This window comes from Mesorhizobium sp. WSM4313, from assembly GCF_002294725.1.
GTDB lineage: Bacteria > Pseudomonadota > Alphaproteobacteria > Rhizobiales > Rhizobiaceae > Mesorhizobium.
The window spans coordinates 47,089-73,443 of the sequence record NZ_NSFT01000016.1 but is presented as its reverse complement, the minus strand read 5'-3'; the positions used below and the strand labels follow the sequence as shown (position 1 = coordinate 73,443).

Here is a 26,355-nt window from a genome sequence, read left to right as displayed (position 1 = left end):
GGTTGAATATGGACATGGTTAGGGCATTCCTAACGCCTGCGGCGAGGCTTCATGCCGCCTCGGGCAATTCGCGGTCGAGGATCGAAAGATTGCGGCCGCGGTTCTTGGCTTCGTAAAGCCTGCGGTCAGCGGCGCGCATCAAATCCGAAATGGTCGCACTCTCGCCGCAGCAGACGCCGCCGATCGAAACCGTGAGCGGCACGGTCCGCTCGTCGACCGGGCGAAAACGGATCAGCTCGACCTCGCGGCGGATGCGTTCGGCGATATGCTTGGCTTCCGGTTCGCTGGCGCCAACCAGGAAAGCCGCGAATTCCTCGCCGCCTATGCGGCCGAGCAGGTCGCCGCTGCGAATGCCGCGTTCGATGGCGCCGGCGATCAAAAGCAGCGCTTCGTCTCCGGTCAGATGACCGTAACTGTCATTGATCCTCTTGAAGTGATCGGCGTCGATGATGAGCAGCGCGCCACGATCGCTCTTGCGCCGCGAACCGTCGAGCGCGGCGAAAAAGGTCTCGCGGTTGAGCATGCCGGTCATGTCGTCCCGGCTTGCCTTTTCCGACAGGCGCCTGTGGGCCGCCGCGAGCTGCGCGTGGGCCCGGGCAAGCTCGCGATGAGCATTCTGCAACCTATCGCTCTGCCAGAAGCTGCTGGCGCTGGCAGCCCAGGCGAGGACGAGCGGGCAAACCGTCGACGCCAGCCAGACCGTGCGGCTCATCGGAAAGCCCATCGCCGGCATCACAATCAGCGTCAACAACAGCGAGGCAGCGACCGAAGCGAACGCCACGGCAGCGGCCCTCAAAAATATGCGACTCATCACTTGCTCCCAAGGGTCAGCTTGTGTGCCAGCAAGCGTTAAAGGCGACCTTTCCAGGACTTTTAAAATTTGAAGCGAGGCGCCATTTTCACATTTCGTGACGCGCATAAGTTGTGGATAAATCCAGCGTCGGCATGCCATAAGAAACCCATGACAACGACACCCGATCCCGCCCGCTTCGCCCATGTCACGGACTGGGTATTCGACCTCGACAACACGCTCTATCCGCATCACTCGAACCTGTTCGCGCAGATCGACGTGAAGATGACCGCCTATGTCGGCGAGCTGCTGACGCTTTCGCGCGACGACGCGCGCAAGCTGCAGAAGGAGCTCTACCTGGAATACGGCACGACGCTGAACGGGCTGATGAAGCGGCACGGCATCGATCCCGACGATTTCCTCGAGAAGGTGCACGACATCGACTATTCGCGGCTGGTGCCGGATCCGGTGCTGGGCGCAGCGATCCGCCAGCTTCCCGGGCGCAAGTTCATCTTCACCAATGGCGACCGCAGGCACGCCGAACGCACCGCGCGCCAGCTCGGCATACTGGAACATTTCGACGCCATCTTCGACATCGTCGCGGCGGGGCTGAGCCCCAAGCCGGAGCGCCAGACCTATGAGCGTTTTGCCGAATTGCACTCGGTGACCGGGCACAATGCGGTGATGTTCGAGGATCTGGCGCGCAATCTGGCCGTGCCGAAAACGCTCGGCATGACGACCGTGCTGGTGGTGCCGCGCAATTTCGAGCCGACCTTCTCGGAGATCTGGGAACGCGACCCCGCAAACGAGGATGATGTCGATTTCGTCACCGACGACCTCGCCGGTTTCCTGACCGCGATCGTCGACGTCGTGGCTTGAGCCAGGCGCGCTCCCCGACATCTTGTCTCGACAATTATTGCTTGGGGCGAGACGTATAGATGGCGCCCGTCGGAGCTTGCGGCGGTGGTTCGTTGTCGTCGGCCGGTTTTGGCGGCGGAGTTGTTTCCGGGGCAGTCGGGCTGCTGTCGGCAAGGTTGACCGAGATGCCGAAAAGACGCCACTGGCGGTTTACCGGCTGCCACAACATCTCGAAGTTGAGTTGTCTGGGCGCCGAAGGAAAGAAGCCGGCCATGTGCAGCATGCCGCTGGGCTCGACCTGAGGCAGCAGCGTCAATTGCGGTTCCAGCACAAGGATCCCGGAAAAATCGAGTTGCTGCGTCCTGTTCGAAGCGAAGATTTCGGCAAGACGCGCTGCCGTATTGACCTGGAAGGCGGGCGAGCCGAGATCGCGCAGCACCGTGTAGTTGCCGGTCTTGTTGGCTTGGTCGAGCGCCATCAAGGCGGACTTCACCAGAATGATGACGCCATTCCTGTCAATGCCGGCGGGATGGGGCTGCTTTGGATGTTCCGCGTTGGCGGCGTGCTGTCGCTTGATCCGCGATTCCTGCGCCGCTTGCGTCTGCGGGGCGGCCCGCGCCTGCGGCTCTTCCTGTGCGGGCACCCATGAAGTCGGCAGGAACGTTGCTGGCCCCGCCAGCGCAAGGACCAGCCCGAGCCGCGCGCATGAAACCAGCGTCCTCGAAAAGAAGCTGACAGCCAGAAGGCGCGAGCGGGCGCCGCGCCGGCGGCAGCACCTGGGCCCTGCCCCCGGACCCCTCAGTTGAGTGTCCACGACATGCCGGCGCTGAGGCCGACGTCACCGCGCCTTGGAACAGCGCTGATCGCGGCGTTCAGGCGAAAGCTCTCGGAGGTTGCGTAGCCGATGCCGGCCGACAGGCCGGTCATGCCCTTGAAATAGCCGATGCCGCCGGCAACCGACAGCTTGTCCGGCCGGTCGTCATAGCGCAAGCTGGCCGCCGCCAGCGCCAGAGCCGTGCCGCCGCGAGCTTCGGCCCTGTTGTCGGCAACGGTCGATTCCAGCCCGGTCACACGCCCGTCGAGCGCGGCGATGTCCGCCGGACTGAACGAGGCCGTGCCAAGATTGCCATACTGATCGGTCGTGACGAAACTGGTTGAACCAAGCTGCGCCGCATTGCTTGCCGCCGAAGGCAGGCCGGCAAGCGTATAGGTGTTGGCGGAGGCGCCGACGGCGATCTGGTTTGCCCTCGTCGTCGCCACGCCGGCGCCGATGGCGGCTGAATTCGTGAAACCCGCGCTGGAACCACTGCCGATCGCGGTAGCGTTGTCGCCGGCGGCGGAGGATCCCTCGCCATAGGCGGAGGACGAGGCGCCGCTAGCCGTGCTGCCGGCTCCCGAAGCCGTGCTGTCGTCTCCGCTCGCAGTGCTGCTGAAGCCTGTCGCCGTGCTTAAGCTTGCGCTCGCAGTGCTCTCGCTACCTAGCGCGGTACCATTGGTCCCGCTCGCAGTGCTGAGCGCGCCCGTGGCGGTATTGAAAGCCCCGCTTGCGCTACTTCCCGCGCCCGTCGCGACGCTGAAGTCCCCACTCGCGGTGCTGCCCGCGCCGGCTGCGGTGCTTGAAGCCCCACTCGCCGTGCTCTCGGTGCCCGTGGCGGTGCTGGCGGTAGCGGTAGCCTTGCTGTCCACGCCTGTCGCGGTGCTTTGGACCCCGCTCGCGATGCTTCCTCCACCCGTCGCCGTGCTGTAATCGCCGCCCGCCGTGCTCAGATCGCCCGTGGCGGTGCTGTTGGTCCCTGTTGCCAGACTCCCCGCGCCTGTCGCGGTGGTGGCGAACGCGCTTGCCTTGCTGTTGAAGCCCAGCGCGGCACTGGCGTCTCCCGACGCCGTGGCTCCGGTGCCGCAGGCCACGGAATTCGTCCCCGACGCGGTGCCTGTCCCGCAGGTGTCTCCCGCCATCGCCGAACCGCCGCCAGCCTGGATAGCGAGGCTCGCAAAGAGCACGACCCAAATCCGGGAAGAATACCCCAGTCTTCCGATACGAATGGCGCCTGATCGCCTTCGCCCCATCATCATGCCCCCATGATTGCCTTTGGGGTGAGCGTAGCGAAGGGTTGCAAAGCCGTCGCATAATTCGGCGCAGCGATTTATACGGCTCAGCGCAAAATCGATGAATTATGCGAGAGCACCGCGAATTCGCTTTTGAAAATCCGCAGCGGAATTTTATTGTCCCAACCCGAATTGTACCCTTTCACGCGCCGACTCATGACTGCGCCAAAATTGGGGTGAAGGATGTGAGCGAAGGAACCGCCGAACCGATACGGTTCTCGACCGACGAACTGCCCCCGCGGGACCGCCTGGCGATTCTGCAAGAGCAGTTCGGGCCTCACATGGCCAAGATCAATTACCAGTCGCTACCCGGCCATGCGCCTTCCTTGACCATGACGGTGCGCACATTTCCCGGGGTTTCCCTCACGGCCTCCCAAAGTTCCGGATTGTATGGCGGCATCGTAGTCGATGGCAGTGACGATGTCTGCCTCGGGATGAACACAGGAGCAAACGGACTGGCCTTCGTCTCGCAATTCGGCCGCGACGAAACGCTGGTCGGTTTCCGCGCGGGAGTGCTTTTTTCCCATTCGGATGCCGGCTACATGCACACCCCGACGCTGACGCATGCCTCGTTCGTCCGCCTTCCACGCAACACGATATCCGCAGCGGTCGGGGGGCTGGAGGACATGTTTGGCCGGCCATTTCCGCCGTCAGAGGCTCTTCATCTGCTCGCGAGCTATTGCGCGGCGCTGGGCGACCAGACCATGACCTCCCCTGAAGTGCGCCAGGCGGTCGGAATGCACATACAGGATCTCGTGTCGCTGGCGCTCGGAGCGGGGACCGATCAGAGGCAGGTCGCGACGCGGCGCGGCCTCGCAGCGGCGCGTCTCGTCGAGGCCAGGAAGCTCATCGCGCAGCGTCTGACCGAACCGGACCTGACCCCGACCAAAGTAGCCCGAGCGATGGCGATATCGGTTCGGCAACTTCACCTGCTGTTCGAGCCTACCGGCATCACCTTCAGCCAGCATCTGATGCGATCGAGGATCGCGCTGAGCCGACGCATCCTGCTTGCCCCGGATTCGCGGCACCGGACCATCGCGGATATCGCGTTTGCGTGCGGCTTTCACAATCTGACGACGTTCTACAGCTCCTTTCGGCAAGCCTTTGACGCGACGCCGGACGAGCTGCGGCGAAACCGCCATCGGCCCTAGTTTGAGGGGGCGAAGCGCGCGATCCCGACCCGCATATCCTAGAACGGTTCGGCGTTTGATAGGACCGACCTGCTCTTTGTTTCTACGCAGTTGCTGATGGAAAGCTGCTGCGCACTTTTCCCGGAATTGCTCTAGTCGAAGTCCGGAATCGTGCCGGGCGGCAGTCCCAGCCGGCCATTCAAGTCCTTCAGATACCGGCACCAGGCCGGAGCACCGCCGGCGCCCTTGCCGTTGCCATTGCCGTCCGACGCATAGCCGTTGCCATGGCCATTGCCGCAATTGGCGTTGCCGTTGAAGCTGCCGCCATTGAAGTTGCCGCTGAAACTTCCGGCATTGCCGCTGCCGTTGAAATTGCCGCTGTTGCCATTGCCGTTGAAGTTGCCGGAGTTTCCGTTGCCGTTGAAATTTCCGGTATCGCCAAGACCGTTGGCGACACTGGCCCCGATTGGAAGCTCGGCAATCCTGACCAGGGTCGAGGCGTCGGCGGCCAGGAACGCGGCAAGCAGCGTGCCCAGCGCGAGGCCGTTGCCGTCAAGCAGCCTCGCCGCCACCCGGCGCCTGCTAGGCCGGGTGGATGTGCTCAAGCCGGTCATCAGCGGTTTCCCCGGCCGTTGGAGTTGCCGTTGAAGGCGCCGACATTGCCGTTTCCGTTGAAGTTGCCGCCGTTGAAGTTGCCATTGCCGGCACCGATGTTGCTGTTGCCGTTGTATTGGCCGGTGTTGGAGTTGCCGTTGAAGGCGCCAATGTTGCCGTTGCCGCTTGTCGGCGAGGTGTTGTTGTTGCCGTTGAAAGCGCCGACATTGCCGGTGCCGCTGTTGAAGGCGCCGACATTGCCCGTACCGCTGTTCTTGTAGCCGACATTGCCGCCGAAATTGCCGAGCGGGTTCATGCCCCTGACGTTCGCGCCGATGGATTGGCCGTATTTGCCGACCGCTCCCTGGACGGCCGACATGCCGAAGGCCTGACTGCCGGTCGTGGTGTCCGCCTTCGCCGCGGTTGCGCTCAACAACCCCAGGCATAGCGCCGGTATGACGTAGCGTTTCATCTGCGAACTCCTTCCATGGCTTAGCTTTTGAAATTGGGATCTGTTGCAAAAAGGATTGGGCGAAAAGGACTGGGACCGCCGGCGATATGTCGCGGTAGCCTTGCGCGGGGGACGGGCGCTTGGCTCGACGGTCCCAGAGCCATCAGCGTCTTTCCAAGCTGAAGCTTGGCGACGCTGGCGGTTGGGCGGGACTAGTGGTTCCCGTTGCCGTTTCCGTTGCCGTTGCCGACACCGGCGTTGCCGTTGCCGTTGGCGCTTCCGTTTCCGATGCCCCAGTTCCCGTTGCCGTTCAGGTTGCCGTTGCCGAGGCCGAAATTGCCGTTGCCGTTGCCGTTGCCGTTGGCGGCGCCGGCATTGAGGTTGCCGTTATAGTTGCCGTTGAAGGCGCCCATATTGGCGTTCCCGTTCCCATTGCCGTTGCCGAAGCCGAAATTGCCATTGCCGTTGAAGTTGCCGTTGAAGGCGCCGGTGTTGGCGTTGCCGTTGCCATTGCCGTTGCCGACGCCGACATTGCCGTTGCCGTTGCCGTTGCCGCTACCGACCGAAAATGCGGATGCCGAACCGGTCAGAGCCGACAGCACGGCCGCGGCCAGGATGATCTTTCTCATGACGTTCTCCTTGGTTGGTGTTGAACTTCCCGGCCAGTTCAAGGTGACCGGGAGGACGCCCTAAGGATGCACGCGGAAATAGCGCCCATGAATTCGGGCTGATCGGCAGGTGCCGCCGGTTTTTCTGCTGACCCCGTGTCAGGAAAAGTTGAAGCAATCAGGAAAAAACTGACAGGCATAAAGGCGTATGCCGGGTGTATATTGCGCACAGCATCAACCCTTGCGCCTCTTCTCGCGGGCGCAGCGTTGACGGTGGAGGGTGGCATCGACACCGGCAAAGGTGAAAGCTCGGGAAAGCGCCGTGGTCTGGCGCGGCATCTGGTTGCCGTGCAGGAAGAGCAGCGCCTGCGCCTGTCGCGCGAGCTGCATGACGATCTTGGCCAGCTGCTCGCCAGCGTCGCGCTCGAATTGCACATCGTTCGCGCCGGCTCGCCGGAGATGGACGCCCGCCTCGAGCGCGCCGCGATGCTTATCGACCAGCTGAGCGCCAGGGTGCATGACGCCGCCTGGAGCCTGCGACCCGCAGACCTCGATCGCCAAGGCCTCAGAGCTTCGGTCGAGGACCTGGCCACCATGCTTTGCGGTCAACTTGGCATTGCATGCGAGATGGATCTTGAAGCCCTGTCGAGCCCGCCGCCTGCCGAGATCGCGCTCACTTTGTACCGCGTTGCGCAGGAAGCGCTCACCAATATCGGCAAGCATGCCGCGCCGAGCCGCGTAAGCGTCACGGCGCACATCCAGGACGATCGGATACGCCTGACGATCGAGGATGACGGCCGCGGCTTCGACGCCAGCGCCGAACCGGGTCCGGGCCATTTGGGCCTTGCCGGAATGAGGGAGCGGCTGGCGCTGGTCGGTGGCAAATTGTCGGTTGAAACCGCCAGGGGCAAGGGGACCACCATTTACGCCGATGTGCCTCTGGCCGGCTGATCGACGGTCCGGCCGACAAGACGCGAACAAGTTTGAAACGGCATCTTGGCGTCAGGTGGGGTTACGTGAAGCGCTGCACATCCCGGACATTAGCGGTGGCTTACAGTCCGGCTTCATTGGGTTAGGCGGGGGATGGCTTACCCGTTGCGGCCGTTCAGGCCGCCAGAACAGACGGGCGTCCCGCGCCAGGCGGGCCAGTTGCCTAGACCATCAAGGACAAGAGGACCCTTTCCGCGTGACAGGGCCTTTGGCAGACTGATGGAGGTTAAGGTGTGCTGCAGGCGCATATTCGTGGTCGATGACCATCCGATCATCCTGTCGGGAGTCGGCGCGATGATCGACAGCCAGGACGATCTGACGATCGTCGGACTGGCCGGAAATGCCGAGGATGCCCTTGAAGGGATCGGCAAGACGCTACCCGATGTCGCCGTGGTCGACATATCGCTTCCGGGCGTCAACGGGGTCACGCTGATCGAACGGCTTGGCGAACGCTTTCCCGAGGTCAGCTGCATAGCGCTGACGGCGCATGAGGACCCAGGCTGCCTGCGCCAGGTGCTTGCGGCCGGCGGCCGCGGCTTCGTGGTCAAGCGGTCGACGGCGACGGACCTGCTGCAGGCCATCCGCTGCGTATTGGCCGGCGACAACTATGTCGATCCGGCGCTCGCCGCGCGTATATTGAGCCCGCGCGGCACCACCCAGGGCGATCCCGGCAATCTCAGCGAACGGGAACGGTCGGTCATCCAGCTGGTGGCGCTCGGCTACAGCAACAAGGAAATCTCATCCAGGCTCAATCTCAGCATAAAGACGATCGAGACCTACCGCACCAGGGCAACCGAGAAGCTCGCGCTGCACTCACGGGCGGCCATCGTGCGTTTCGCGCACTCGAACGGCTGGCTGGTCGAGCTGCCGGCGTAGGCAGACCGGGCAGGTTTGTCTTCCCGCCCTTAAAGCTTGTAGAAGCGGCGGATGATCTCCCAGGCCTCTTCGGCCGTGTCGACGAAATCGATGATGTCCTGGTCACCGGGCGAGATCGTGCCCTGCTCGGCGAGGAAATCGAGATCGATCGCCCTTTGCCAGAACGCCTTGCCGAACAGGATGACCGGGACGCGCTCCATTCGTCCCGTCTGGATGAGCGTCAGCGTCTCGAAGAACTCGTCCATCGTGCCGAAGCCGCCCGGAAACACCGCGACCGCCTTGGCGCGCATGACGAAATGCATCTTGCGGACGGCGAAATAGTGGAAGTTGAAGCAGAGCTCCGGCGTGACATAGGCGTTGGGCGCCTGCTCGTGCGGCAACACGATGTTCAAGCCGATCGACGGCGCGCCGACATCGTCGGCGCCGCGGTTGCCGGCTTCCATGACGCCGGGCCCGCCGCCGGTGACGACGACATATTCACGATAATAGGAGGTGGCCGACTGCTGCGAGCACAGACGCGCGAATCTGCGCGCTTCTTCGTAATATTTGCTGTTCGCCTCGAGGTTCTTCTTCTGCGTCTCGTTCTTGGCCGCCCAGGCCTCGCCGCCGGGTTCCGGCAGGCGGGCGCCGCCGAACAGGATGACGGTCGAATGAATGCCGCGTTCGGCCAAGATCATTTCCGGCTTCAGAAGCTCGAGCTGCAGCCGCACGGCGCGCAATTCGCGACGCGTCATGAACTCGGGATCGTTCCAGGCCAGCCGGTAGGTCTCGGCACGTGTTTGCGGGGTATCCGGCACGCCTTTCGAGCGCTCCAGATCCTCGTCCGAATGCGGCAGCGGCGTCCACCCTGCCTTTTCCATGGGAGTCATCGAATCCACCCGTCCAATTCCTTCACTTGCGCCGTCCCGTGCCGCAGGCGCGATTGACCCCCATTGAGCCTTAACATAGGGTCCGCGCGACTTTTAAACAGGTTAAGGCGTGGCCCCTTAACAGCTTGGTAATGGAGCGAAATCATGTCGAAGCCCGATCTGGCGAGCCTCGAAAGGACCATCGAGAAGGCCTTCGAGGAGCGCGACACGATTTCGACCGCGACGCGCGGCGAGACGCGCGACGCCATCCAGTCGGCGCTCGACCTGCTCGACCGCGGTGTCGCCCGCGTCGCCGAACGGCAGGACGACGGCAAGTGGCACGTCAACCAGTGGCTGAAGAAGGCGGTGCTGCTCTCCTTCCGGCTGAACCCGATGGAGATCATCAAGGGCGGTCCCGGCCAAGCCGTGTGGTGGGACAAGGTGCCGTCCAAGTTCGACGGCTGGAGCGCCGTCGACTTCGAGAAGGCAGGCTTCCGCGCCGTGCCGTCCTCGATCGTGCGCCGGTCGGCCTATGTCGCGCCGGGCGCCGTGCTGATGCCGTCCTTCGTCAATGTCGGGGCCTATGTCGACACCGGCACGATGGTCGACACCTGGGCTTCGGTCGGCTCCTGCGCCCAGATCGGCAAGAACGTGCATCTTTCCGGCGGCGTCGGCATCGGCGGCGTGCTGGAGCCGATGCAGGCCGGCCCGACCATCATCGAGGACAATTGCTTTATCGGCGCGCGCTCCGAAGTGGTCGAAGGCTGCATCGTGCGCGAAGGCTCGGTGCTCGGCATGGGCGTGTTCATCGGCCAGTCGACCAAGATCGTCGACCGCGCCACCGGCGAGGTCTTTTACGGCGAGGTGCCGCCGAACTCTGTGGTCGTCGCCGGATCGCTGCCCGGCAAGCCGCTGCCCAATGGCGAGCCGGGCCCGAGCCTCTACTGCGCCGTCATCGTCAAGCGCGTCGACGCCAAGACCCGGTCGAAGACCTCGATCAACGAATTGCTGCGCGATTGATCCTCCACGACGGAGCGGACGCCATTGGCTGAACGATCGCAATTCCTCTGGCTGTTCTTCAGCCTTTCGGGGCGGCTGAGCCCGGTCGCCTATGCGCTGGCCGGGATTTTGCTGGTCCTTGTCCAGTTTTTCCCGTTCTATCAGTTCGCGCGGGTGGAGCTGAACACGACCGCCAGCCAGAACTGGGCCATGATATGCTGGGGCGTGTTGCTGATCTCGGCCTGGGCCACCTTCGCGGTGACGGCGAAGCGCTTTCATGATTTCGGCAAGCCGACCTATTTTGCACTGATCTCGCTCATCATCGGTCCCATCCTGCTCATCATCCTTTCCTGTTTCCGCAGCGATCCCGGACCGAACCGCTACGGCAGGCGCACCAACGCACCGGGCGATAGCTGAGGTCGCATGCGCTATCGCACGCTCGACCCGGTGCGGATCATCGAGACCGCTCAAAGGCTGGAGGAGCGGGTCGCGGAGCGTTTCCCGGAAAGGGGCCTGCGCGCCGTTGCCGCCGAACTGGTGTCGCTGTCGCGAGACCTCGCCAAGGCCGCCAAGGAACTGGAAGCGCCGATCTGGTGGCTGCGCGGCGTTATCGTCGCGGCCTTCGTCGCCGGCGTGGCGATGTTCCTGTTCGTCGGCACCATCCTGCCGCTCGACCGCATTTCGGGCGCCGACGATGCCGTGCAGTCGATGCAAGGCATCGAGGCGACGATCAACACGGTCATCCTGGCAGTGATCGGGCTGCTGGCGCTGATCCGCACCGAGGAGCGGATCAAGCGCAAGAAGGTTTTCCGGCAGCTGCACGGGCTGCGCTCGCTGATCCATGTCATCGACATGCATCAATTGACCAAGGATCCGGCAACCTTGTCGGCCGATTTCAAGCCAACCTCGCACTCGCCCGCCCGCATCACCGATGCGGCCGACCTGGCGCGCTATCTCGACTATTGCTCCGAAATGCTGTCGATCGCCGGCAAGGTCGCGGCGCTGTTCGCGCAATCGGTCAATGACGATGTCGTCGTCAATGCCGTCAACGATATCGAGAATCTGAGCTCCAACCTGTCGCGCAAGATCTGGCAGAAGATCACGCTGATCGACGACCGCCGCCGACCGCTTCCGCCCCGAGCCCGGGCGGACCGCGCTTTTCCGCTTCCGCCTGACGCACCAGCGCGCTGATGCGTTCGTTGATCGGTGTCGGGATGCCTGTTTGCCTGGCCAGGCGAATAATCGCGCCTTGCAATTCGTCGATCTCGGTCGGGCGGCCGTGTTTCAGGTCGTCCCACATCGACGAGCGCGCTTGAGGGTCGATCGCAAGCATGCGACGCGCCAGAAGCCCGAACAGCCAGTCGGGCAGCCGCAGCACTTTCGGCAGCAGCGATGGCGGCAGGCCGGTGATGCGCGCAGGCGCTATGCCCGCCGCTCGCATAGCGGCGAGCGCTTCGTCGATCTGGCCGGCCAGGATGACGCGCCAGCTTCGGTCGGCCAATTGCTTCGCCAGCGGCAGGTCGGAAAGCGCGACGAGGGCATTGTTGAGGTTCATCAGCAATTTGCTCCACTGCACCGCTTTCATGTCGGCTCGCGCTTCGACGGCAAGCCCATCGACGTCGAGCAGATCGACAAGGCCGTCGACGCCGTCGTCGATCATCACCTCGCCCTGGCTGGCGCGGTGCGCACGCAACGGCGCCTCGCCATCGGGCGACAGGACGACGTTGAACATCACCATGCCGGTCAGCACACGCTGTCCAGGAAGCGCGGCGCGCAGCCTGTCCGTATTGTCGACGCCGTTCTGCAGGCTGACCACCACGGCATCAGGGCGTCCGTGGGCGGCGACCAGCCCGGCCATCTCCCCGGTCGCGCCGCTCTTCACCGTCACCAGGATGACATCCGCATTGGGGAGCGCTGCCGCCGGATCGTCGGAGGCCGAAATCGCTTGCGCTTCGATGCGGCGTTCGCGGCCGTCAAGATCGCTGACGCGCAGCCCGCTTTCGCGCATGGCCGCGACGACACGGCCGCGGCCGAGGAAGACGACCTTGCGTCCGGCGAGCGCCAGGCAGCCGCCGACATAGCAGCCGATGCTGCCGGCGCCGGCTATTGCGATCGTCTTCGTTTCACGGGCCATGCGCTCGTCCTCGCCTGGCCCGCACCTTACTATTATGCATGTCGCTCTCCCAGAACCGCCGCACACTTGCGGGCGACATGCATTTACCCGTCATGAAAACCATATTGTCGGCGACATGAGCGGCGATCATCTGCCACCGTGACACGACAAACGCTTTCGACTATCGCTTTGCCCATGACATTGCCTACCGATCCCGCCGCGAATCTTGCCGCCCTGATCCGCTGCCCGTCCGTGACGCCCGCCGAGGGTGGCGCGCTTGCGGCGCTTGAAGACATGCTGAAGCCGCTCGGCTTTTCGGTCGAGCGCCCAATCTTCTCGGAAGACGGCACGCCGGACATCGAAAATCTCTATGCGCGGCGCTCGGGCAACGGCCCGCATCTGATGTTTGCCGGCCATACCGATGTGGTGCCGGTGGGCGACGAGGCGGCGTGGACGCATCCGCCCTTCGCCGCCGAAATCGCCAATGGCGAGATGTACGGCCGCGGCGCCGTCGACATGAAGGGCGGCATCGCCTGCTTCGTCGCCGCGGTTGCGCGCCATGTCGCGCAGAATGGCGGCCCGAAAGGCTCGGTGTCGCTGCTGATCACCGGCGATGAGGAAGGTCCGGCCATCAACGGCACCACCAAGCTGCTCGACTGGGCAGCGGCCAAGGGCGAGAAGTGGGACGCCTCGATCGTCGGCGAGCCGACCAATCCCGATGCGCTCGGCGACATGATCAAGATCGGCCGGCGCGGTTCGCTGTCGGGCAGCGTCACCGTCAACGGACGCCAGGGCCATGCCGCCTATCCGCAGCTTGCCGACAATCCGGTGCGTGGCCTGATCAGCCTTGTCGACGCGCTGCTCCATCCGGTGTTCGACAAGGGCACAAAGGATTTCCAGCCGACCAACCTCGAAGTGACATCGATCGATGTCGGCAATGCGGCGACCAACGTCATCCCGGCGAAGGCGACGGCCATTTTCAACATCCGCTTCAACGACACCTGGGACGCCGAATCGGTCCAGTCCGAGATCCACAACCGGCTCGACCAGGCCGCCGCGCGCAAGAAATACCGGCCGGGCAAGAAGGCGCCGGTCGACTACGAGCTTGTCTGGCGCGACCGGCCGAGCCATGTCTTCCTCACCCGCGACGACAAGCTGATCGATACGCTGAGCGGTTCGGTCAAGGCGGTGGTCGGCAAGAGGCCGGCGCTCTCCACCTCCGGCGGCACGTCGGACGCGCGCTTCATCAAGGATTATTGCCCTGTGGTCGAGTTCGGGCTGGTCGGCAAGACCATGCATATGGTGGACGAGCGCGTCGCGCTTGCCGACCTCGAGACGCTGACGCAAATCTACGAACGCTTTATCGAAGACTGGTTCGGACAAGGCCTTTCGTGACCATGCTTTCGGCAGACGAAACCTATGCTTCGCTGGCCGGCGCCTGGCGGCTGATGTTCGGCAAGGCTGATGGCCTGCGCCTGCTCGACCTTTCGGCCGACGGTTTCTGGAATTCCTTCTTTGCCATCGTCGTGGCGGCGCCGGCGCTGATCGTCGGCTGGGTCGGGATAGCCAATGAGGTCGGCGACCCCGATGCCTTCGCCGGGCGCCTCGGCATGCTGGTAAGGCTGGCGACCGTCGATATCGGCTCCTGGGTGCTGCCGCTGGTCGTACTTGCGCTGGTGGCGCCCCGCGCCGGCATCGGCGGCCGCTTCGTCCACTATGTCGTCGCGTCCAACTGGGCGTCGGCGATCATCGCCTGGCTGATGCTGCCCTCGGCGCTGCTCAGGCTGCTCCTGCCTTCCGCCAGCGAGGTCAGCAGCCTGGTATCGCTGGCGCTGTTCGCCCTGTCGATGGTGCTGACCTGGCGCATGACCAATACAACCATCGGCAAAGGCGCCGCGGTGGGCACGACCGTGTTCATCGGCATGTTCGTTGCCTCGCTGCTGGTCCTGTTCGGCCTGCAGGCGCTGCTCGGCATCGACATACCGGACGGCACGACGGGTTGATCCTGCCCGACACCGAAAGATGCATCTTCAGCCTGCCGGCGGAGCAAGCCGCCTTCATCGATCAACTCGTCCGCTCGGGCACGTATGCGACTAGCAGCGAAGTCATCCGCGCTGGGCTTCGCGCCCTTCAGGAGCGCGACGCCGCGGTGGAGCGCTGGCTCCGCGAGGAAGTCGCACCGACCTATGATGCGTTGAAGACAAACCCTGGCAAAGTCATTTCGCCTGCGGAAATGGCCCAACGGGCGCGCAAGCGCCACGAGACCCACTCGCAGAAGAAACCGTGAAGCGGCTGATCGAGACCGCGCTCAGACGCCTTCCGGATAATCCACCCCGACAAGAAACAACCCGTCCGGCGGCGCTACCTGGCCGCAGGCGGCGCGGTCGCGCGCTTCGAGCGCCGCCTTGAGATCGGCGGCGCTCCAGGAGCCGTCGCCGACGCGCTTCAGCGAGCCGACCATCGAGCGAACCTGGTTGTGCAGAAAAGAGCGCGCCGAGCTGCGCAGCTCGATGAAGTCTCCATCGCGGCTGACGTCGAGGCGATCAAGCGTGCGGACCGGGCTTTCGGCCTGGCACTGGGTTGAGCGGAAGGTGGTGAAGTCATGCTTTCCGAGCAGCACCTTGGCAGCCTCATGCATGGCCTCGGCGTCGAGCCGCTTCGGCACCCACCAGACCTTGCCCTTTTCCAGCGCCGCCGGCGCCCGGCGGTTGAGGATGCGATAAAGATAATGCCGGCCGGTGGCGGAAAACCGCGCGTCGAAACCGTCGGCGACGACGGCAGCCTTCAGAATGGCGACACGCGTGCCGGCCGCATGCAGATGCGCGTTGACGGCGTCGCGCACCTTGTCGCCCGACCACGCTTTGGCCAGGTCGACATGGGCGACCTGCGCGGTGGCGTGCACGCCGGCATCGGTGCGGCCGGCGGCACGTATTCTTACCTCTTCGCCGCAGAACTTCTCTATCGCCTGCTCGATCGCCTGCTGCACCGAGGGCTGGTCGGCCTGATGCTGCCAGCCGGCGAATTGGCTGCCGTCATATTCGATATCGAGCCGAAAACGCGGCATGTCCTGCGGCGCTTGCCGCTCGCCTAGGCGGCTAAAGCGGTAAAGGCGGAAGCGTAGACCAGCCTCCCGGTCTCGGGCGCGTCGCCCCAGGCCAGCGCCTGCAGCGCCTCGCCCTGATACTCGCTCTCGAATCCTGCGGCGCGCGCATGGGCGTACCCGAAGCGGCCATAATAGACCGGATCGCCCAGCACCACGGCCAGCATCTCGCCGGCTTCCTTGAGGCGGACATGCGCTTCGCGAATCAGCGCGCCGCCGATGCCGGTGCCGTGGAACGACGGCTCGACCGCCAGCGGCGCCAGCGCGACGGCGGCGAACTGCTTGGTGCCGTTCTGAACGAACAGTCGCGAGAAAAGAATATGGCCGACGACCTGCCCGTCTTCCTCCGCAACCAGCTCGACGACGGCATCACCGCCGGTGACAAGCGCGTCGACCAGGCCGGCTTCCGCCTGCTGGCCAAAGGCATGTTCTTCGACGAGGCGGATCGCCTCGCGATCCCGCGGCGTCGCCGCGCGTATCGACATCATGCTCATGTGAGTTTCGTTCCTTTTTCGATCTTGGCTCCGCGCAAAAACTCCTGCGCAGTGGCAGGCTTTCCGCCCGCCCGTTGAACTTCGACCAGCCTGACCGCGCCTGTCCCGCAGGCGACCGTCAGCCGGTCATCGAGAATTCCTCCCGACTCGCCGACGCCATCCGAGAGCGTCGAGCGAAGCAGTTTCAGCCGCTCCATGCGGCCGCCAATGTCGACCTCGCACCACGCGCCCGGAAAGGGCGAGAGGCCGCGAATGTGATTGTGGACTTCGCCAGAAGGCCGCGTCCAGTCTACGCGTGTCTCCGATTTATCGATCTTTCGGGCGTAGGTCACCCCTGCCGTTGCCTGTTGGGTAAATGTCAGACAATTTATCCCCAACTGCGCGAGCGCCTCAACCATCAGCGAGGCGGCTTGAACCATCAGTCGGTCATGCAATTCGCCGGCTGTCATGTCGGGCGCGATGGCGACTTTTTCAACCATTGCCACCGGCCCGGTGTCCAGACCCTCTTCCATCTTCATGACCATCATGCCGGTCTCGGTATCGCCGGCCATGATGGCGCGCTGGATGGGAGCAGCACCACGCCAGCGTGGCAAAAGCGAGGCATGGCCGTTGAGGCAGCCCAGCCTTGGCGCGTCCAGAACGGCTTTCGGCAGCAGCAGGCCGTAGGCGACGACCACCGCGACATCGGCCTGCAAGGCGGCAAAAGCCTGCTGCTCGGCCTCGCTTTTCAGCGACGTCGGCGTCCGAACGTCGAGCCCCAGCCGCTCCGCCTCGCGCTGCACCGGCGAGGGCGTCAGCTCCAGCCCGCGCCGGCCGGCGGCGCGCGGCGGCTGGGTGTAGACGGCCGCGATCTCGTGGCCGGCCTCGGCGATGGCGCGCAAGGTCGGCACGGAGAAATCCGGCGTGCCCATGAAGATGACGCGAAGCGGCATGACGGATGTGCTCCTCTTCCTACCGCCCGCTTTGGCGCTTGCTTTCGCGAATCTCGATCAATCGTCGAAATCGCGGCCGAAATCGCGCTTCCTCTGAGCCTCGATCTCATTCATCATATCGGCAAATTCGTCGCTGATCGTGTCTTCAGACACGAATGCGCTGCGGATCGCATCCCATGTGGAGACTTGTGGCTTTGGGCTAGGTTCAGGAATGTTGCTGATCGGGGTGTCGCCCATCGAAACCTTCGACTGATATCATGATCCAGGGTTCTTTCAGGCGCGGAAAGGCGTCGCCTAGCCCACCATCTTGCCCGGCGCCTTGTCCTTGGCGAGCTTCTTGAACTTCCGCACCACCATGTCGCGCTTGAGCTTCGAGATGTGGTCGATGAACAAAACGCCGTTGAGATGGTCGATCTCGTGCTGCAGGCAGGTGGCCATCAGGCCTTCCGCCTGCATCTCCTGCAGCTTGCCGTCGCGGTCGAGATACTTCACCCGCACCGAAGCCGGGCGCTCGACCTCAGCGTAATAGTCGGGGATCGACAGGCAGCCTTCCTCATAGACGGACCGCTGGTCGGAACTTTCGAGCACTTCCGGATTGATGAAGACATGCGGCTGAGGCTCCTCGCCTTCCTTGGCAAGGTCTATGACCAGCAGCCGCCGCGGCTCGCCGACCTGGATCGCCGCGAGGCCGATGCCCGGCGCGTCATACATGGTCTCCAGCATGTCGTCGGCCAGCTTGCGCAAATCGGCATCGACGCGCTCGACCGGCTTGGAAACCTGGCGCAGGACGGGATCGGGAAGGATGATGAGCGGCTTGATCGACATGGCGTCTCACCTAAGACCTCGCTTGAAAAGCGTCAACCGGGGCATCTTTGACCTGTTCACGTTTTGATCTGTGCCAGGAGGCCGAATCGGTTATGCTGCCCAAATGAACGACATGACCTCCGTCCTTTCCGAGCCCATCGCGCGGCTTGGCGCCACGACCGTGACGCTTGGCCAGGCGCTGGCTTTCGGCGCGATCCTTCTGCTTGCGCTGTCCGTGGCGCTCGTCGTCGCCTTGTGGCGCGCGGCCGGGGCACGCGCGGCGGCGGCCGCCGAAGCCGCCGACCATGCCCGCGATGCTGAGGCAAGGATGGCCGACATCATGCAAGCGCAGGCCGAGATGCAGGGGCGCATGGGGGCGATCGCCGAGGTGTTCGGGGCGCGGCAGGCCGAGCTCACCCAGTCGCTCGGACAACGGCTCGACGCCATGACCGGGCGTCTCGGCCAGACCATGGCCGAGCAGACCAAGTCGACGCATGAGAGCCTGGCCAAGCTGCAGGAGCGGCTGGCGGTGATCGACACCGCGCAAGGCAACATCCAGTCCTTGGCCGGCCAGGTCGTGCAGCTGCAGGCGATCCTCTCCAACAAGCAGACGCGCGGCGCCTTCGGCCAGTCGCGGATGGAGGCGATCGTCGCCGACGGCCTGCCGCACGGCGCCTACGAGTTCCAGGCCAGCCTCTCCAACGGCAGCCGGCCCGATTGCCTGGTGCGGATGCCCAACGGCGCGCCGTCACTCGCCATCGACGCCAAGTTTCCGCTGGAGGCGTGGAACGCCATCCGCGCAGCCGAGGGCGAGGCCATGCAGAAGGCGGCGGCGCAGGCTTTCCGCCGCGACATCGAGGTGCATATCCGCGATATCGCCGAAAAATACCTGATCCAGGGCGAGACACAGGACACCGCCTTCATGTTCGTGCCGTCGGAATCGGTGTTCGCCGAGATCCATGAGAATTTCGAGGCGGTGGTGCAGAAGGCGCATCGCGCTCGCGTCGTCATCGTCTCGCCCTCGCTGCTGATGCTGTCGATCCAGGTGATCCAGGCGATCCTCAAGGACGCGCGCATGCGCGAGCAGGCGCATCTGATCCAGGGCGAGGTCATCCGCCTGATGGAAGATGTGGGTCGGGTCGACGAGCGGGTACGTCGGCTGCAGACACATTTCGGCCAGGCGGCGCGCGACATCGACGACATCCTGGTGTCGACGTCGAAGGTGACCAAGCGCGGCCAGAAGATCGAGGCGCTGGAATTCGCGGAAGGCGAGACCGAGGCCGCACGAGGTGCCGCGCCAAAGGCCGAAGGCGGTTCGCGGGTAGCAGACTCCAAGACGGGTCAGCTCAGGCTGCGCGTCGTCGAGGGCGACGAGTAGTCGCTCGACGCCGACGTTGGAACGACCGATTCTTCCTTCGCTGGCGAGGTCGCATCCCTTGGAGATTGTCTGGAACGCCGATCACTTGCATGCCATGAGGCTAACGCATTGAGACGGCTAAGAATTTTGCTCCGCCGAGCCCCTCATATCGGTCACGGCATGGATCTTCGGGTCATGCCCGAGGATGACGAAGGCGCGAAACAGTCAGCCAATCGCCGAGGCTTCCGTCAACGGGCCGATCCGACAGTGCTACTGCTCCTCGATGGTCGCCATGCCTTCAAACTCCAGCAGCCAATGCAAGGCCGAACGGTGCCAGACCTGTTTTTTCGGGACGAGTTCCTCGCGCTGACGCGCCGTGCCGACCCTGATGCCGTAGATCTTGGGCCCATCTCCCACCGACGTGGCATAGAGGTGCGATCCGCACTCGCCGCAAAAGCCCTGCGCCCGCCTGGCGCCGCTCGACCCGGTCTTGATATAGACCTTCGGCGCGCCGCGGGTAATACGGTAGTCGCTTTCCGGCGCCGGAACCGTCACGCGAAAGGCCGTGCCGGTCAGCTGCTGGCAGTCGGTGCAGTGGCAGATCGAGGTCTTTTCCGGATCGACCTCCGCTTCATAGGCGATGGCGCCGCAATGGCATCCGCCGTCGATCTTCATAGGCCTTCCTCCTGACAAGTTCGCGTTGTCAAAATCTATCCCTCCTCCGAGGCCTCGGCCATGGCCTTGCGCCGCCGCTCCCATGTGCCAGTTGCCTGCGGCTTGACGAAGAGCCTCGATATTTGCGGCATTTCCTTCTTGAGCCTGGCTTCCAGGCGCTCGACGCAGGCCTCGATATCGGGCGCGCTGAGATGATCCTCGAATTCGATGCTCAAGCCCGCGACGATTTCCTCCGGCCCGATATGGACGCTCAGGATTCCGTTCGCGCGCTGCACCGCCGGATCGTCCTGGACGATCGCCAGCACCTTCTTCTGCACTTCGGATGAGGCAGGTTCGCCCAGCAGCAGCCCTTTGCTCTCGCGCGCCAGGAAGATGGCGGTCGCACCGAGGATGATAGCGATGCCGATCGAGCCGAGGCCGTCGAGCTCGGGGATTTCCAGAAGCTGGGCCGACAGGATGCCGGCGAAAGCGACTGCCAGCCCGAGCAGCGCGGCGCTGTCCTCGAACAGCACCGTATAGACGCTGGGATCCTTGCTCGATTGCACGGCCTGCAGCCAGCCTTGCTTGCCCTTCTGCTGCCGGAACTCCTTCAGCGCTAACAGCCATGAGCTGCCTTCGAAGACGAAGGAAAGGGCAAGCACGATGTAGTTGACCTTGGCGTCGACGAACGGCTCGGGCGCCATGATGTGGATGACGCCTTCATAGAATGAGACGCCGGCGCCGAGCGCGAACACCAGAAGCGCCACGATAAAGCTCCAGAAATAGAGCTCGCGTCCGTGGCCGAGCGGATGGGTGCGGTCGGGCGGCCGCGCGGCGCGACGCATGCCGTGGAGGAGCAGCGCGCCGTTGCCGGTGTCGACCAGCGAATGCACGCCTTCCGACAGCATGGCGGACGAACCGGTGAGGGCGGCCGCCGCGAATTTGGTCGCCGCGATCGCCAAATTGCCGGCGAGCGCGGCGTAGATCACCCGTCTCGACCCGCTATGTCCTGCCATCCGATCTCCGAGCTGCCCCGCGCCCGAGCCTAGCGGCCCGCCTCACAGACAATGCACCAGCCCGTGCGAGGTTTCGAACAGCGCTGTGCCGGAAATCGGTTGACAGCCGGCCGACCGGCTTCGCAAAGCGGCACAGCCTCTTGCAGCCGGGCATTTCTCTTGTTTCACTCGCACGTCCACAATCGGAGGAGCGAATCATGGCTAAAGGTGCGATGAAGGCGGGCAAGGAAGCCCGCAAGCCGAAGAAGGACGCCAAGAAGCCCGCCGCGGCCCCGGCTCCGAAAGCGCCGCCGGTCAAGGCGTTGCGTATCAAGGAAAAGTAAGCGGCCGAATTCGGTCGACCCGGCTCAATGCTGACTTTGAACCGGCGGCATGACAATGCTGCCGGTGTTTTGTTGATCGAGGCCACCCCATATCAAAGGGCGAGGACGACCTCGCTTCCCCGAAAATCGGCCGGGACGACTCGCCACCAAGCATCTCAGGCGATGCTGGAATGACGGAGTGTCTTCGATGTCCTGGATTTTTCTTTTCTTCGCCGGCCTGTTCGAGATCGGCTGGGCGATCGGCCTCAAATATACCGCCGGCTTCTCCAAGCCGCTGCCGACCCTTCTCACCATCGCCTCGATGATCGTAAGCCTCGGCCTGCTCGGGCTGGCGCTGAAGACGCTGCCTGTCGGCACGGCCTATGCGGTGTGGACCGGCATCGGCACCGTCGGCACGGCGCTGCTCGGTATCTGGCTGCTCGGCGAGCCGGCGACGATCGTCCGGCTCGCCTGTATCGGCCTGATCGTCTGCGGCATCGTCGGGCTTAAACTGGTCGCCTAGCCTGCTATCCGTAGCACAAACGCATTCAGGGCCGCTTTCGGCGACCCTGACTTAATTTCCAACGAATCCGAACCTAGCGGGCGGAGAAGCCCGGAGGCGTACGGCCGACACGTGCCTTGCGGGCGGCGTAGCGTGCGTCACGCTTGGCCTTGCGCGCGGCCTCATCGGCAAGCTCGAAAGCGATGCGCTCGGATTCCTCGGCCTCGCGGCGCTTGGCCTCTTCGGCCGCCGCCGCTTCCGCCGCGAGACGCGCCGCTTCGGCAATCGCCTCGCGCTCGGCCTTCTCGGCCGCTTCGCGTGCCAGCTTTTCCTGCTTCAGCCTTGCCTTTTCCGCCTCTCGGATGGCGCGGGCCTCAAGGATCGCCTTGCGTTCGGCCTGGCGAGCCAGCACTGTCGGATCATCCGCCGCCGGCTTTGCCTTGAAGCGCTCGAGCAGCGCCTTCTTTGCCTCGTTCGCGGCATTGCGCCGCTCGAAAATGTCTTTTTCCCTGTAGATAGCCAAGTGTACTTCCCTGCAGTCTATTCGCGACGCTTACATACGCGTGAAAGCGGTAAGTTCAAGCGCCAAAACGGTATGGCAGCCATGAAAAATCCGGGCTTGTTGCCGCAGGGATACGGCCCGGCAGCGCGATGCACTGTTCACAGATCGCGCGTCTGGCGGGCAGAACGGCGGATGGCTACCTCTAGCGCCGACAGCAAAAGCCCACGTGAACATTGAGGACGCAACCAGATGGAACTCGGTCTCTACACTTTCGCCGATGTCAGCCCGGAGCCAGGCCCCGGCGCGATCGGCCCGCATGAGCGGCTGCGCAACCTCGTCGAGGAAATCGAGCTGGCCGACCAGGTCGGCCTCGACGTGTTCGGCCTCGGCGAGCATCACCGCCCAGACTATGCCGCCTCGGCGCCGGTGGTGGCGCTGGCCGCGGCGGCCGAGCGCACGAAGCGCATCCGCCTGACCAGCGCGGTCACGGTGCTTTCCTCCGACGATCCGGTGCGCGTCTTCCAGCAATTCGCGACGCTTGACCTTCTGTCCGGCGGCCGCGCCGAGATCATGGCCGGGCGCGGCTCCTTCATCGAATCCTTCCCGCTGTTCGGCTACAATCTCGAGGACTATGACGAGCTGTTCGCCGAGAAGCTCGACCTCTTGCTCGCCATCCGCGACCAGGTGACAGTGACGTGGCAGGGCAAGCTGCGCGCGCCGATCAACGGCCGCGGCGTCTATCCGCGTCCGTTGCAGGAAAAACTGCCGGTCTGGATCGCCATCGGCGGCACGCCGCAATCCGCCGCGCGCGCCGGCGTGCTCGGCCTGCCGCTGGCGCTGGCCATCATCGGCGGCGAGCCGGCGCGTTTTGCGCCGTTGTTCGATATCTATCGCGAGGCCGCGCGGCGCGGCGGCAACGATCCGGCCAGCCTCGCCACAAGCATCAACGTGCACGGCTTCATCTCCGAGACGACCGAACAGGCGGCCGACGATTTCTACGGACCGCAGGCCGAGGTGATGAACCGCATCGGCCGCGAGCGCGGCTGGGGCCCGACCTCGCGCGCGCATTTCGATCACGCGCGGGGTCCCAGCGGGGCCCTCTTCGTCGGCAATCCTGAGGCCGTGGCGGAAAAAATCGTCGCCCAGCACAAGATCTTCGGCAACGACCGCTTCCTGCTGCAGATGGCGATCGGCACCATGCCGCACGCCAAGATCATGAAGGCTATCGAGCTTTACGGCACCAGGGTGGCGCCGATCGTGCGCAAGGAGACGGCCAAAACCGCGCCCGCCCTCGCGGCGCCGGTCGACTGAGCGGTAGTCGACGCCGGTCTCCAGATGCTAGGCCGCTGGATGCCCGGCGCCGACGGCCATCATTTCGGCATGAAGCGCCTCGGTTGCCTCGTCGGCCGGGAAAATGCACTCGACACGCAGTTCCTGGGCAGCGACGGTTTGCGGCGTCCCGACCGTGGTGACCATCGAAAAGTAGTTGAGAACCCTGCCTTCCCTGACGAACCCCAGCGGAATGACTGGCGTGAAGCCCAGTGCCACCGGGTTTCTCCATTGGTTTTCAACATCCGGATAGGCGAGCAATTCCGCCAGCAGGGCCTTCGTCTTCTCGTCGACAACGCGGCCGATGGATTCGCGATAGACACGCTCGAACAAGCTCCTGGCGACATCGGGCCAATTGGCGATGAACGGACGCATGCCTTGCGGATCAAACATCAGATGCAACATGTTGCGCGGTCCCTGGCGGGCGGACATGTCGATGAAGCAGCCGAAGAAGCGCGGCGCGCATTCATTGGCCATGAGCACGTTCCAGTAGCGATCCATCACGACTGCTGGAAAGGGCTCGTGCTGCCGCAGGATGCGCGTCAGGGCGTCGGTAACGCTTTTCATTTCCACCGAATCCCACGCGCTTTCGGAAAACATCGGCGCATAGCCCGCGGCGAGCAGCAATGTGTTACGCTCGCGTAAAGGCACATCGAGCCCCCGGGCGATAGCCATCAGGGTTTCGCGGTTGGGCACGCTGCGTCCGCTTTCGATGAAGCTGATCTGTCGTTGGGAGATGCCGGTATCAAGCGACAGATCGAGCTGGCTTGTGCCGCGCAAATCGCGCCAGTGGCGCAAGAGCACACCCAGATCGAGGGTCATGCCTGTCCTGATATTCGACGGGTTCATGGTCAGCAATCCTCGGGCACCGCCGCTGCGATACGGTAGTGTCTCAGTTTGAAATTTGACGGCTATCGCCGGCCATCGACCAACCTGTCGCGCCACGGGCCGAACTCCTATATGCTTAGCGGAAAGCATGGGAGCAGGTAATGCCTAAGGGCTACTGGGTGGTGTCGGTCGATGTGAGCGATCCTGAAGGATATAAGCTCTATATCGCAGAGACAGCCAACGCGTCTCGGAAGTTTGGCGCTCGATACTTAGCTCGCGGCGGCAAGGCCGAAGTGGTGGAAGGCCAGGGACGGTCGAGGATAGTCATAATGGAGTTCAAGGATTTCGCCACCGCTCTTGCTTGCTACCACTCCCCGGAATACGCGAAGGCTATATCAATGCGAGAAGGCAAGGCTATTGCCGACATTATCATCACAGAAGGTTGCGAAGAGCCACGCGATGCCAACCGGACCTAAAGGCCAAAAGCGCCCCGCCGACGTGATCGGCAATGCCGTCCGCGTCATGCGCATTGCTACGGGCGAGGAAACCGACGATGCGCCGGATGACGGCAAGAGCGCCGCCGCCAAAGAACTTGGTTCGAAGGGCGGAAGGAAGCGCGCCGCCAACATGACACCGGAGCGGCGCGCAGAGATCGCTAAGAAGGCGGCGCAAAGCCGTTGGAAACGCTAGTCGTAATCGGCAAACCTGTCCTCGATATATTGCCGGATACGCTCGAAATCTGCCTGCACCATGCACCGCTTGACCCAAGCCGCACACATAGCATGCCATAGAATGTTGCCGCCAATCATCAGCCGCTTCGCGGCCTCTGGTATCCAGTCGTGATGCTCTGATAGCGCCAGACTAGAGTTACAAGCGTCCGACACAATCGATGTATCGCGCAAAAGCAGCACCCAGAGATCGCCCCAATTGATTTTTGCAAGGTCTTCGAAGATGACGCGCTCCGGCGCATCCTCGCCCGGAAGGACGCAGCAGCCCACTCCCGGTTTGCAATCCCCATCTAAGAACACGCCCACTGGTCTGGGGAACCGCTTACCGTCAACCATTTGACCAAGCTGATATCCGACAGAAGCAGCCCCGTAGGGGGTTACGAACACGCGCGACCCGATATCTGGCGCACGCTGCGATAGTATCTCGCGAACCAATGTTTGGGCCACGTCGTCCTCAACATAGAGTTCGCATTCTGGGTGCGTTACGTCGTCCATTCGACTAAGCGCGAACTCTGGACTTACGCCGATCATCGCCTGCCTGACGCCATCTTGCTCAAAGATTTGGAGTCGGGCTTCCCTTGGCAGTTCCTCCAATACATACGGAGAATGGGTCGTTAGGATAATTTGCAGCTCTCTTTCGCGGCAAACAGTAGCGAGATCGCGGATCAGGCGGCGCTGCGCTCTGGGATGAAGTGACGATTCGATCTCGTCAATCAGTACCAGGCTGTACTTCGGGAGATCGGCCTGAATTAGTTCGGCGATGGTGATCTCGCCTTGGCCTTGATGATAGCCAGAATACGCGGCATTGGCTCTATGAAGGACGGAAATCGGCCTTTCTGGGTCAACGTCCGTAAGGGCCATTTTCGCGTTATCATACTTATGCCCCAGAATAGACGACAGGCGCCCTAAGCGATCTTCATCGAAAGTCACGGCAGTCGCTTCGATATGAATTGATCGGGCTATCTTGGCATAGCCAACACGACCGCCTATCGGAACAATCCGGCTAAGGTCGAGCCATTGGACGGGTCGCACGGGCCGTTCCACATTGCCCTTCCATCGTTCCGTGTGCTTGCGGATGCTGCCTTCCTTGATTTCCTTCCCCTCAGTGTAGCCGAATTTGACAGCCGCATTGGTGATCTGATCCCAAAACGTGCTTGGGAAAAAGTCCGACGCATACTTGGTGCCTTTCTGCTTGACCGAGCCTTTGCTGAGATGGCCTTGATAGACCGCCGCGCACGCCTGAATGATCGTTGATTTGCCCGACCCGTTCTCGCCCGCAATCGCAACGATAGGAAACGGGAAGCGAATCCGCTGCCCCTGCCATCCGCGAATGTTTTCGATCTCCACCCAGTCCAAGCGCTTCGGCCACGCTGATTCATTCTGCCATGACCGTTCAAGACGTCTGACTTCCCGGCTAAGCGCCACCACACTTCTCCCGCTCGGT

35 protein-coding genes are annotated in these 26,355 nt (G+C 63.5%); 17 read left to right on the top strand and 18 right to left on the bottom strand.

The features are described from left to right. Positions 1-49 precede the first annotated feature (49 nt). Positions 50-811 carry a GGDEF domain-containing protein gene (locus CK219_RS26115; protein ID WP_095769491.1) on the bottom strand — a complete coding sequence of 254 codons (762 nt, stop codon included), beginning with the start codon at positions 809-811 and terminating at the stop codon, positions 50-52. A gap of 150 nt (positions 812-961) precedes the next feature. On the opposite strand from CK219_RS26115, the gene CK219_RS26110 reads away from it, so the two are divergent. Further along, on the top strand, positions 962-1,669 hold the full coding sequence (locus tag CK219_RS26110; protein WP_095769490.1) for a pyrimidine 5'-nucleotidase: 708 nt from the start codon (positions 962-964) through the stop codon (positions 1,667-1,669). Between the two features lie 34 nt (positions 1,670-1,703). Here CK219_RS26110 and CK219_RS26105 read toward each other — a convergent pair whose 3' ends face one another. Continuing rightward, on the bottom strand, positions 1,704-2,129 hold the full coding sequence (locus CK219_RS26105; RefSeq protein WP_348628349.1) for a hypothetical protein: 426 nt from the start codon (positions 2,127-2,129) through the stop codon (positions 1,704-1,706). A 317-nt stretch (positions 2,130-2,446) separates the two neighbouring features. Further along, positions 2,447-2,908, bottom strand: coding sequence for a YadA-like family protein (locus CK219_RS32370; RefSeq protein WP_245340622.1), 462 nt, complete (start codon positions 2,906-2,908; stop codon positions 2,447-2,449). A gap of 121 nt (positions 2,909-3,029) precedes the next feature. Here CK219_RS32370 and CK219_RS32365 point away from each other — a divergent pair, with 121 nt between their 5' ends. Both CK219_RS32365 and CK219_RS26095 read left to right on the top strand, forming a co-directional pair. Continuing rightward, positions 3,030-3,395 carry a hypothetical protein gene (locus tag CK219_RS32365; RefSeq protein ID WP_245340621.1) on the top strand — a complete coding sequence of 122 codons (366 nt, stop codon included), beginning with the start codon at positions 3,030-3,032 and terminating at the stop codon, positions 3,393-3,395. A 544-nt stretch (positions 3,396-3,939) separates the two neighbouring features. Continuing rightward, a complete protein-coding gene (locus CK219_RS26095) occupies positions 3,940-4,905 on the top strand; it encodes an AraC family transcriptional regulator (RefSeq protein WP_176477156.1) in 966 nt (321 codons plus the stop codon). 131 nt (positions 4,906-5,036) lie between these two features. On the opposite strand, the gene CK219_RS31845 is transcribed toward CK219_RS26095, so the two are convergent. The 3 genes from CK219_RS31845 to CK219_RS26080 form a co-directional block, all read right to left on the bottom strand. Further along, a complete protein-coding gene (locus CK219_RS31845) occupies positions 5,037-5,498 on the bottom strand; it encodes a hypothetical protein (protein ID WP_176477155.1) in 462 nt (153 codons plus the stop codon). Continuing rightward, positions 5,498-5,950 (bottom strand): hypothetical protein, encoded by a 453-nt coding sequence (locus CK219_RS26085; RefSeq protein WP_095769486.1) that lies wholly within the window; start codon positions 5,948-5,950, stop codon positions 5,498-5,500. The genes CK219_RS31845 and CK219_RS26085 overlap by 1 nt, the downstream gene beginning before the upstream one ends. Before the next feature lie 191 nt (positions 5,951-6,141). Then, complete coding sequence (locus CK219_RS26080) at positions 6,142-6,558, bottom strand: hypothetical protein (protein ID WP_176477154.1); 417 nt, start codon at positions 6,556-6,558, stop codon at positions 6,142-6,144. A gap of 252 nt (positions 6,559-6,810) precedes the next feature. On the opposite strand from CK219_RS26080, the gene CK219_RS26075 reads away from it, so the two are divergent. Both CK219_RS26075 and CK219_RS26070 read left to right on the top strand, forming a co-directional pair. Continuing rightward, the gene (locus CK219_RS26075; protein ID WP_245340623.1) at positions 6,811-7,488 is read left to right on the top strand and encodes a sensor histidine kinase; all 678 of its coding nucleotides are present in this window, start codon (positions 6,811-6,813) and stop codon (positions 7,486-7,488) included. Positions 7,489-7,779: 291 nt separating this feature from the next. After that, the gene (locus tag CK219_RS26070) at positions 7,780-8,403 is read left to right on the top strand and encodes a response regulator transcription factor (protein WP_245340620.1); all 624 of its coding nucleotides are present in this window, start codon (positions 7,780-7,782) and stop codon (positions 8,401-8,403) included. Positions 8,404-8,432: 29 nt separating this feature from the next. Here the strand turns inward: CK219_RS26070 and CK219_RS26065 are convergent, their stop codons facing one another. Further along, positions 8,433-9,272: an LOG family protein gene (locus tag CK219_RS26065; protein ID WP_095769522.1), complete on the bottom strand. Its 840-nt coding sequence runs from the start codon at positions 9,270-9,272 to the stop codon at positions 8,433-8,435. A gap of 144 nt (positions 9,273-9,416) precedes the next feature. Between CK219_RS26065 and dapD the strand changes: the two genes are divergently transcribed. The 3 genes from dapD to CK219_RS26050 are packed head-to-tail and all read left to right on the top strand — an operon-like array spanning position 9,417 to position 11,441. Beyond that, complete coding sequence (gene dapD / locus CK219_RS26060) at positions 9,417-10,271, top strand: 2,3,4,5-tetrahydropyridine-2,6-dicarboxylate N-succinyltransferase (protein WP_095769483.1); 855 nt, start codon at positions 9,417-9,419, stop codon at positions 10,269-10,271. Positions 10,272-10,295: 24 nt separating this feature from the next. Then, positions 10,296-10,667, top strand: a complete 372-nt coding sequence (locus tag CK219_RS26055; RefSeq protein ID WP_095769482.1) for a DUF805 domain-containing protein — start codon at positions 10,296-10,298, stop codon at positions 10,665-10,667. A gap of 6 nt (positions 10,668-10,673) precedes the next feature. Continuing rightward, positions 10,674-11,441, top strand: a complete 768-nt coding sequence (locus tag CK219_RS26050; RefSeq protein WP_095769481.1) for a hypothetical protein — start codon at positions 10,674-10,676, stop codon at positions 11,439-11,441. Here CK219_RS26050 and CK219_RS26045 read toward each other — a convergent pair. Further along, the gene (locus CK219_RS26045; protein WP_095769480.1) at positions 11,350-12,384 is read right to left on the bottom strand and encodes a 2-dehydropantoate 2-reductase; all 1,035 of its coding nucleotides are present in this window, start codon (positions 12,382-12,384) and stop codon (positions 11,350-11,352) included. The genes CK219_RS26050 and CK219_RS26045 overlap by 92 nt on opposite strands. A 174-nt stretch (positions 12,385-12,558) precedes the next feature. Here CK219_RS26045 and dapE point away from each other — a divergent pair, with 174 nt between their 5' ends. From dapE to CK219_RS26030, 3 genes are read left to right on the top strand one after another with little or no spacing between them, the layout of a single operon-like run. Beyond that, entirely contained in the window at positions 12,559-13,758 is a 1,200-nt protein-coding gene (dapE, locus tag CK219_RS26040; RefSeq protein ID WP_095769479.1) for a succinyl-diaminopimelate desuccinylase, read from the top strand. Between the two features lie 2 nt (positions 13,759-13,760). Further along, positions 13,761-14,366: a transporter gene (locus tag CK219_RS26035; RefSeq protein WP_095769478.1), complete on the top strand. Its 606-nt coding sequence runs from the start codon at positions 13,761-13,763 to the stop codon at positions 14,364-14,366. 2 nt (positions 14,367-14,368) lie between these two features. Beyond that, a complete protein-coding gene (locus tag CK219_RS26030; RefSeq protein WP_095769521.1) occupies positions 14,369-14,650 on the top strand; it encodes a type II toxin-antitoxin system ParD family antitoxin in 282 nt (93 codons plus the stop codon). A 21-nt stretch (positions 14,651-14,671) separates the two neighbouring features. On the opposite strand, the gene truA is transcribed toward CK219_RS26030, so the two are convergent. From truA to def, 5 genes are read right to left on the bottom strand one after another with little or no spacing between them, the layout of a single operon-like run. Then, positions 14,672-15,427: a tRNA pseudouridine(38-40) synthase TruA gene (truA, locus tag CK219_RS26025; RefSeq protein ID WP_095769477.1), complete on the bottom strand. Its 756-nt coding sequence runs from the start codon at positions 15,425-15,427 to the stop codon at positions 14,672-14,674. A 23-nt stretch (positions 15,428-15,450) separates the two neighbouring features. Further along, positions 15,451-15,957 (bottom strand): N-acetyltransferase, encoded by a 507-nt coding sequence (locus tag CK219_RS26020; protein WP_095769476.1) that lies wholly within the window; start codon positions 15,955-15,957, stop codon positions 15,451-15,453. Continuing rightward, positions 15,954-16,889: a methionyl-tRNA formyltransferase gene (gene fmt / locus CK219_RS26015; protein ID WP_095769475.1), complete on the bottom strand. Its 936-nt coding sequence runs from the start codon at positions 16,887-16,889 to the stop codon at positions 15,954-15,956. The genes CK219_RS26020 and fmt overlap by 4 nt, the downstream gene beginning before the upstream one ends. A gap of 57 nt (positions 16,890-16,946) precedes the next feature. Next, positions 16,947-17,126: a hypothetical protein gene (locus tag CK219_RS26010; protein ID WP_095769474.1), complete on the bottom strand. Its 180-nt coding sequence runs from the start codon at positions 17,124-17,126 to the stop codon at positions 16,947-16,949. Positions 17,127-17,183: 57 nt separating this feature from the next. Further along, positions 17,184-17,714 (bottom strand): peptide deformylase, encoded by a 531-nt coding sequence (gene def / locus CK219_RS26005; protein WP_040984875.1) that lies wholly within the window; start codon positions 17,712-17,714, stop codon positions 17,184-17,186. A gap of 103 nt (positions 17,715-17,817) precedes the next feature. Between def and CK219_RS26000 the strand changes: the two genes are divergently transcribed. Further along, the gene (locus tag CK219_RS26000; RefSeq protein ID WP_095769473.1) at positions 17,818-19,071 is read left to right on the top strand and encodes a DNA recombination protein RmuC; all 1,254 of its coding nucleotides are present in this window, start codon (positions 17,818-17,820) and stop codon (positions 19,069-19,071) included. A 249-nt stretch (positions 19,072-19,320) separates the two neighbouring features. Here CK219_RS26000 and CK219_RS25995 read toward each other — a convergent pair whose 3' ends face one another. Together CK219_RS25995 and CK219_RS25990 are read right to left on the bottom strand one after the other, a co-directional pair. Then, the gene (locus tag CK219_RS25995; RefSeq protein ID WP_095769472.1) at positions 19,321-19,725 is read right to left on the bottom strand and encodes a GFA family protein; all 405 of its coding nucleotides are present in this window, start codon (positions 19,723-19,725) and stop codon (positions 19,321-19,323) included. A 35-nt stretch (positions 19,726-19,760) separates the two neighbouring features. Then, positions 19,761-20,720 (bottom strand): cation diffusion facilitator family transporter, encoded by a 960-nt coding sequence (locus tag CK219_RS25990; RefSeq protein WP_095769471.1) that lies wholly within the window; start codon positions 20,718-20,720, stop codon positions 19,761-19,763. 197 nt (positions 20,721-20,917) lie between these two features. Between CK219_RS25990 and CK219_RS32660 the strand changes: the two genes are divergently transcribed. Further along, positions 20,918-21,043, top strand: coding sequence for a hypothetical protein (locus tag CK219_RS32660; RefSeq protein ID WP_095769470.1), 126 nt, complete (start codon positions 20,918-20,920; stop codon positions 21,041-21,043). 187 nt (positions 21,044-21,230) lie between these two features. After that, entirely contained in the window at positions 21,231-21,545 is a 315-nt protein-coding gene (sugE, locus tag CK219_RS25980) for a quaternary ammonium compound efflux SMR transporter SugE (protein WP_095769469.1), read from the top strand. 73 nt (positions 21,546-21,618) lie between these two features. Here the strand turns inward: sugE and CK219_RS25975 are convergent, their stop codons facing one another. Beyond that, the gene (locus tag CK219_RS25975) at positions 21,619-22,047 is read right to left on the bottom strand and encodes a DUF6481 family protein (RefSeq protein ID WP_095769468.1); all 429 of its coding nucleotides are present in this window, start codon (positions 22,045-22,047) and stop codon (positions 21,619-21,621) included. A 228-nt stretch (positions 22,048-22,275) separates the two neighbouring features. Here CK219_RS25975 and CK219_RS25970 point away from each other — a divergent pair, with 228 nt between their 5' ends. After that, a complete protein-coding gene (locus CK219_RS25970) occupies positions 22,276-23,337 on the top strand; it encodes an LLM class flavin-dependent oxidoreductase (protein ID WP_095769467.1) in 1,062 nt (353 codons plus the stop codon). Between the two features lie 27 nt (positions 23,338-23,364). Here CK219_RS25970 and CK219_RS25965 read toward each other — a convergent pair whose 3' ends face one another. Further along, positions 23,365-24,204, bottom strand: a complete 840-nt coding sequence (locus CK219_RS25965; protein ID WP_176477152.1) for a helix-turn-helix transcriptional regulator — start codon at positions 24,202-24,204, stop codon at positions 23,365-23,367. A 140-nt stretch (positions 24,205-24,344) separates the two neighbouring features. Between CK219_RS25965 and CK219_RS25960 the strand changes: the two genes are divergently transcribed. Beyond that, on the top strand, positions 24,345-24,659 hold the full coding sequence (locus tag CK219_RS25960; RefSeq protein WP_095769465.1) for a DUF1330 domain-containing protein: 315 nt from the start codon (positions 24,345-24,347) through the stop codon (positions 24,657-24,659). A 22-nt stretch (positions 24,660-24,681) separates the two neighbouring features. Beyond that, entirely contained in the window at positions 24,682-24,873 is a 192-nt protein-coding gene (locus CK219_RS25955; RefSeq protein WP_245340619.1) for an RNA-binding protein, read from the top strand. Here the strand turns inward: CK219_RS25955 and CK219_RS25950 are convergent. Continuing rightward, entirely contained in the window at positions 24,870-26,336 is a 1,467-nt protein-coding gene (locus tag CK219_RS25950) for an AAA family ATPase (RefSeq protein WP_095769463.1), read from the bottom strand. The genes CK219_RS25955 and CK219_RS25950 overlap by 4 nt on opposite strands. Between the last annotated feature and the right edge of the window lie 19 nt (positions 26,337-26,355).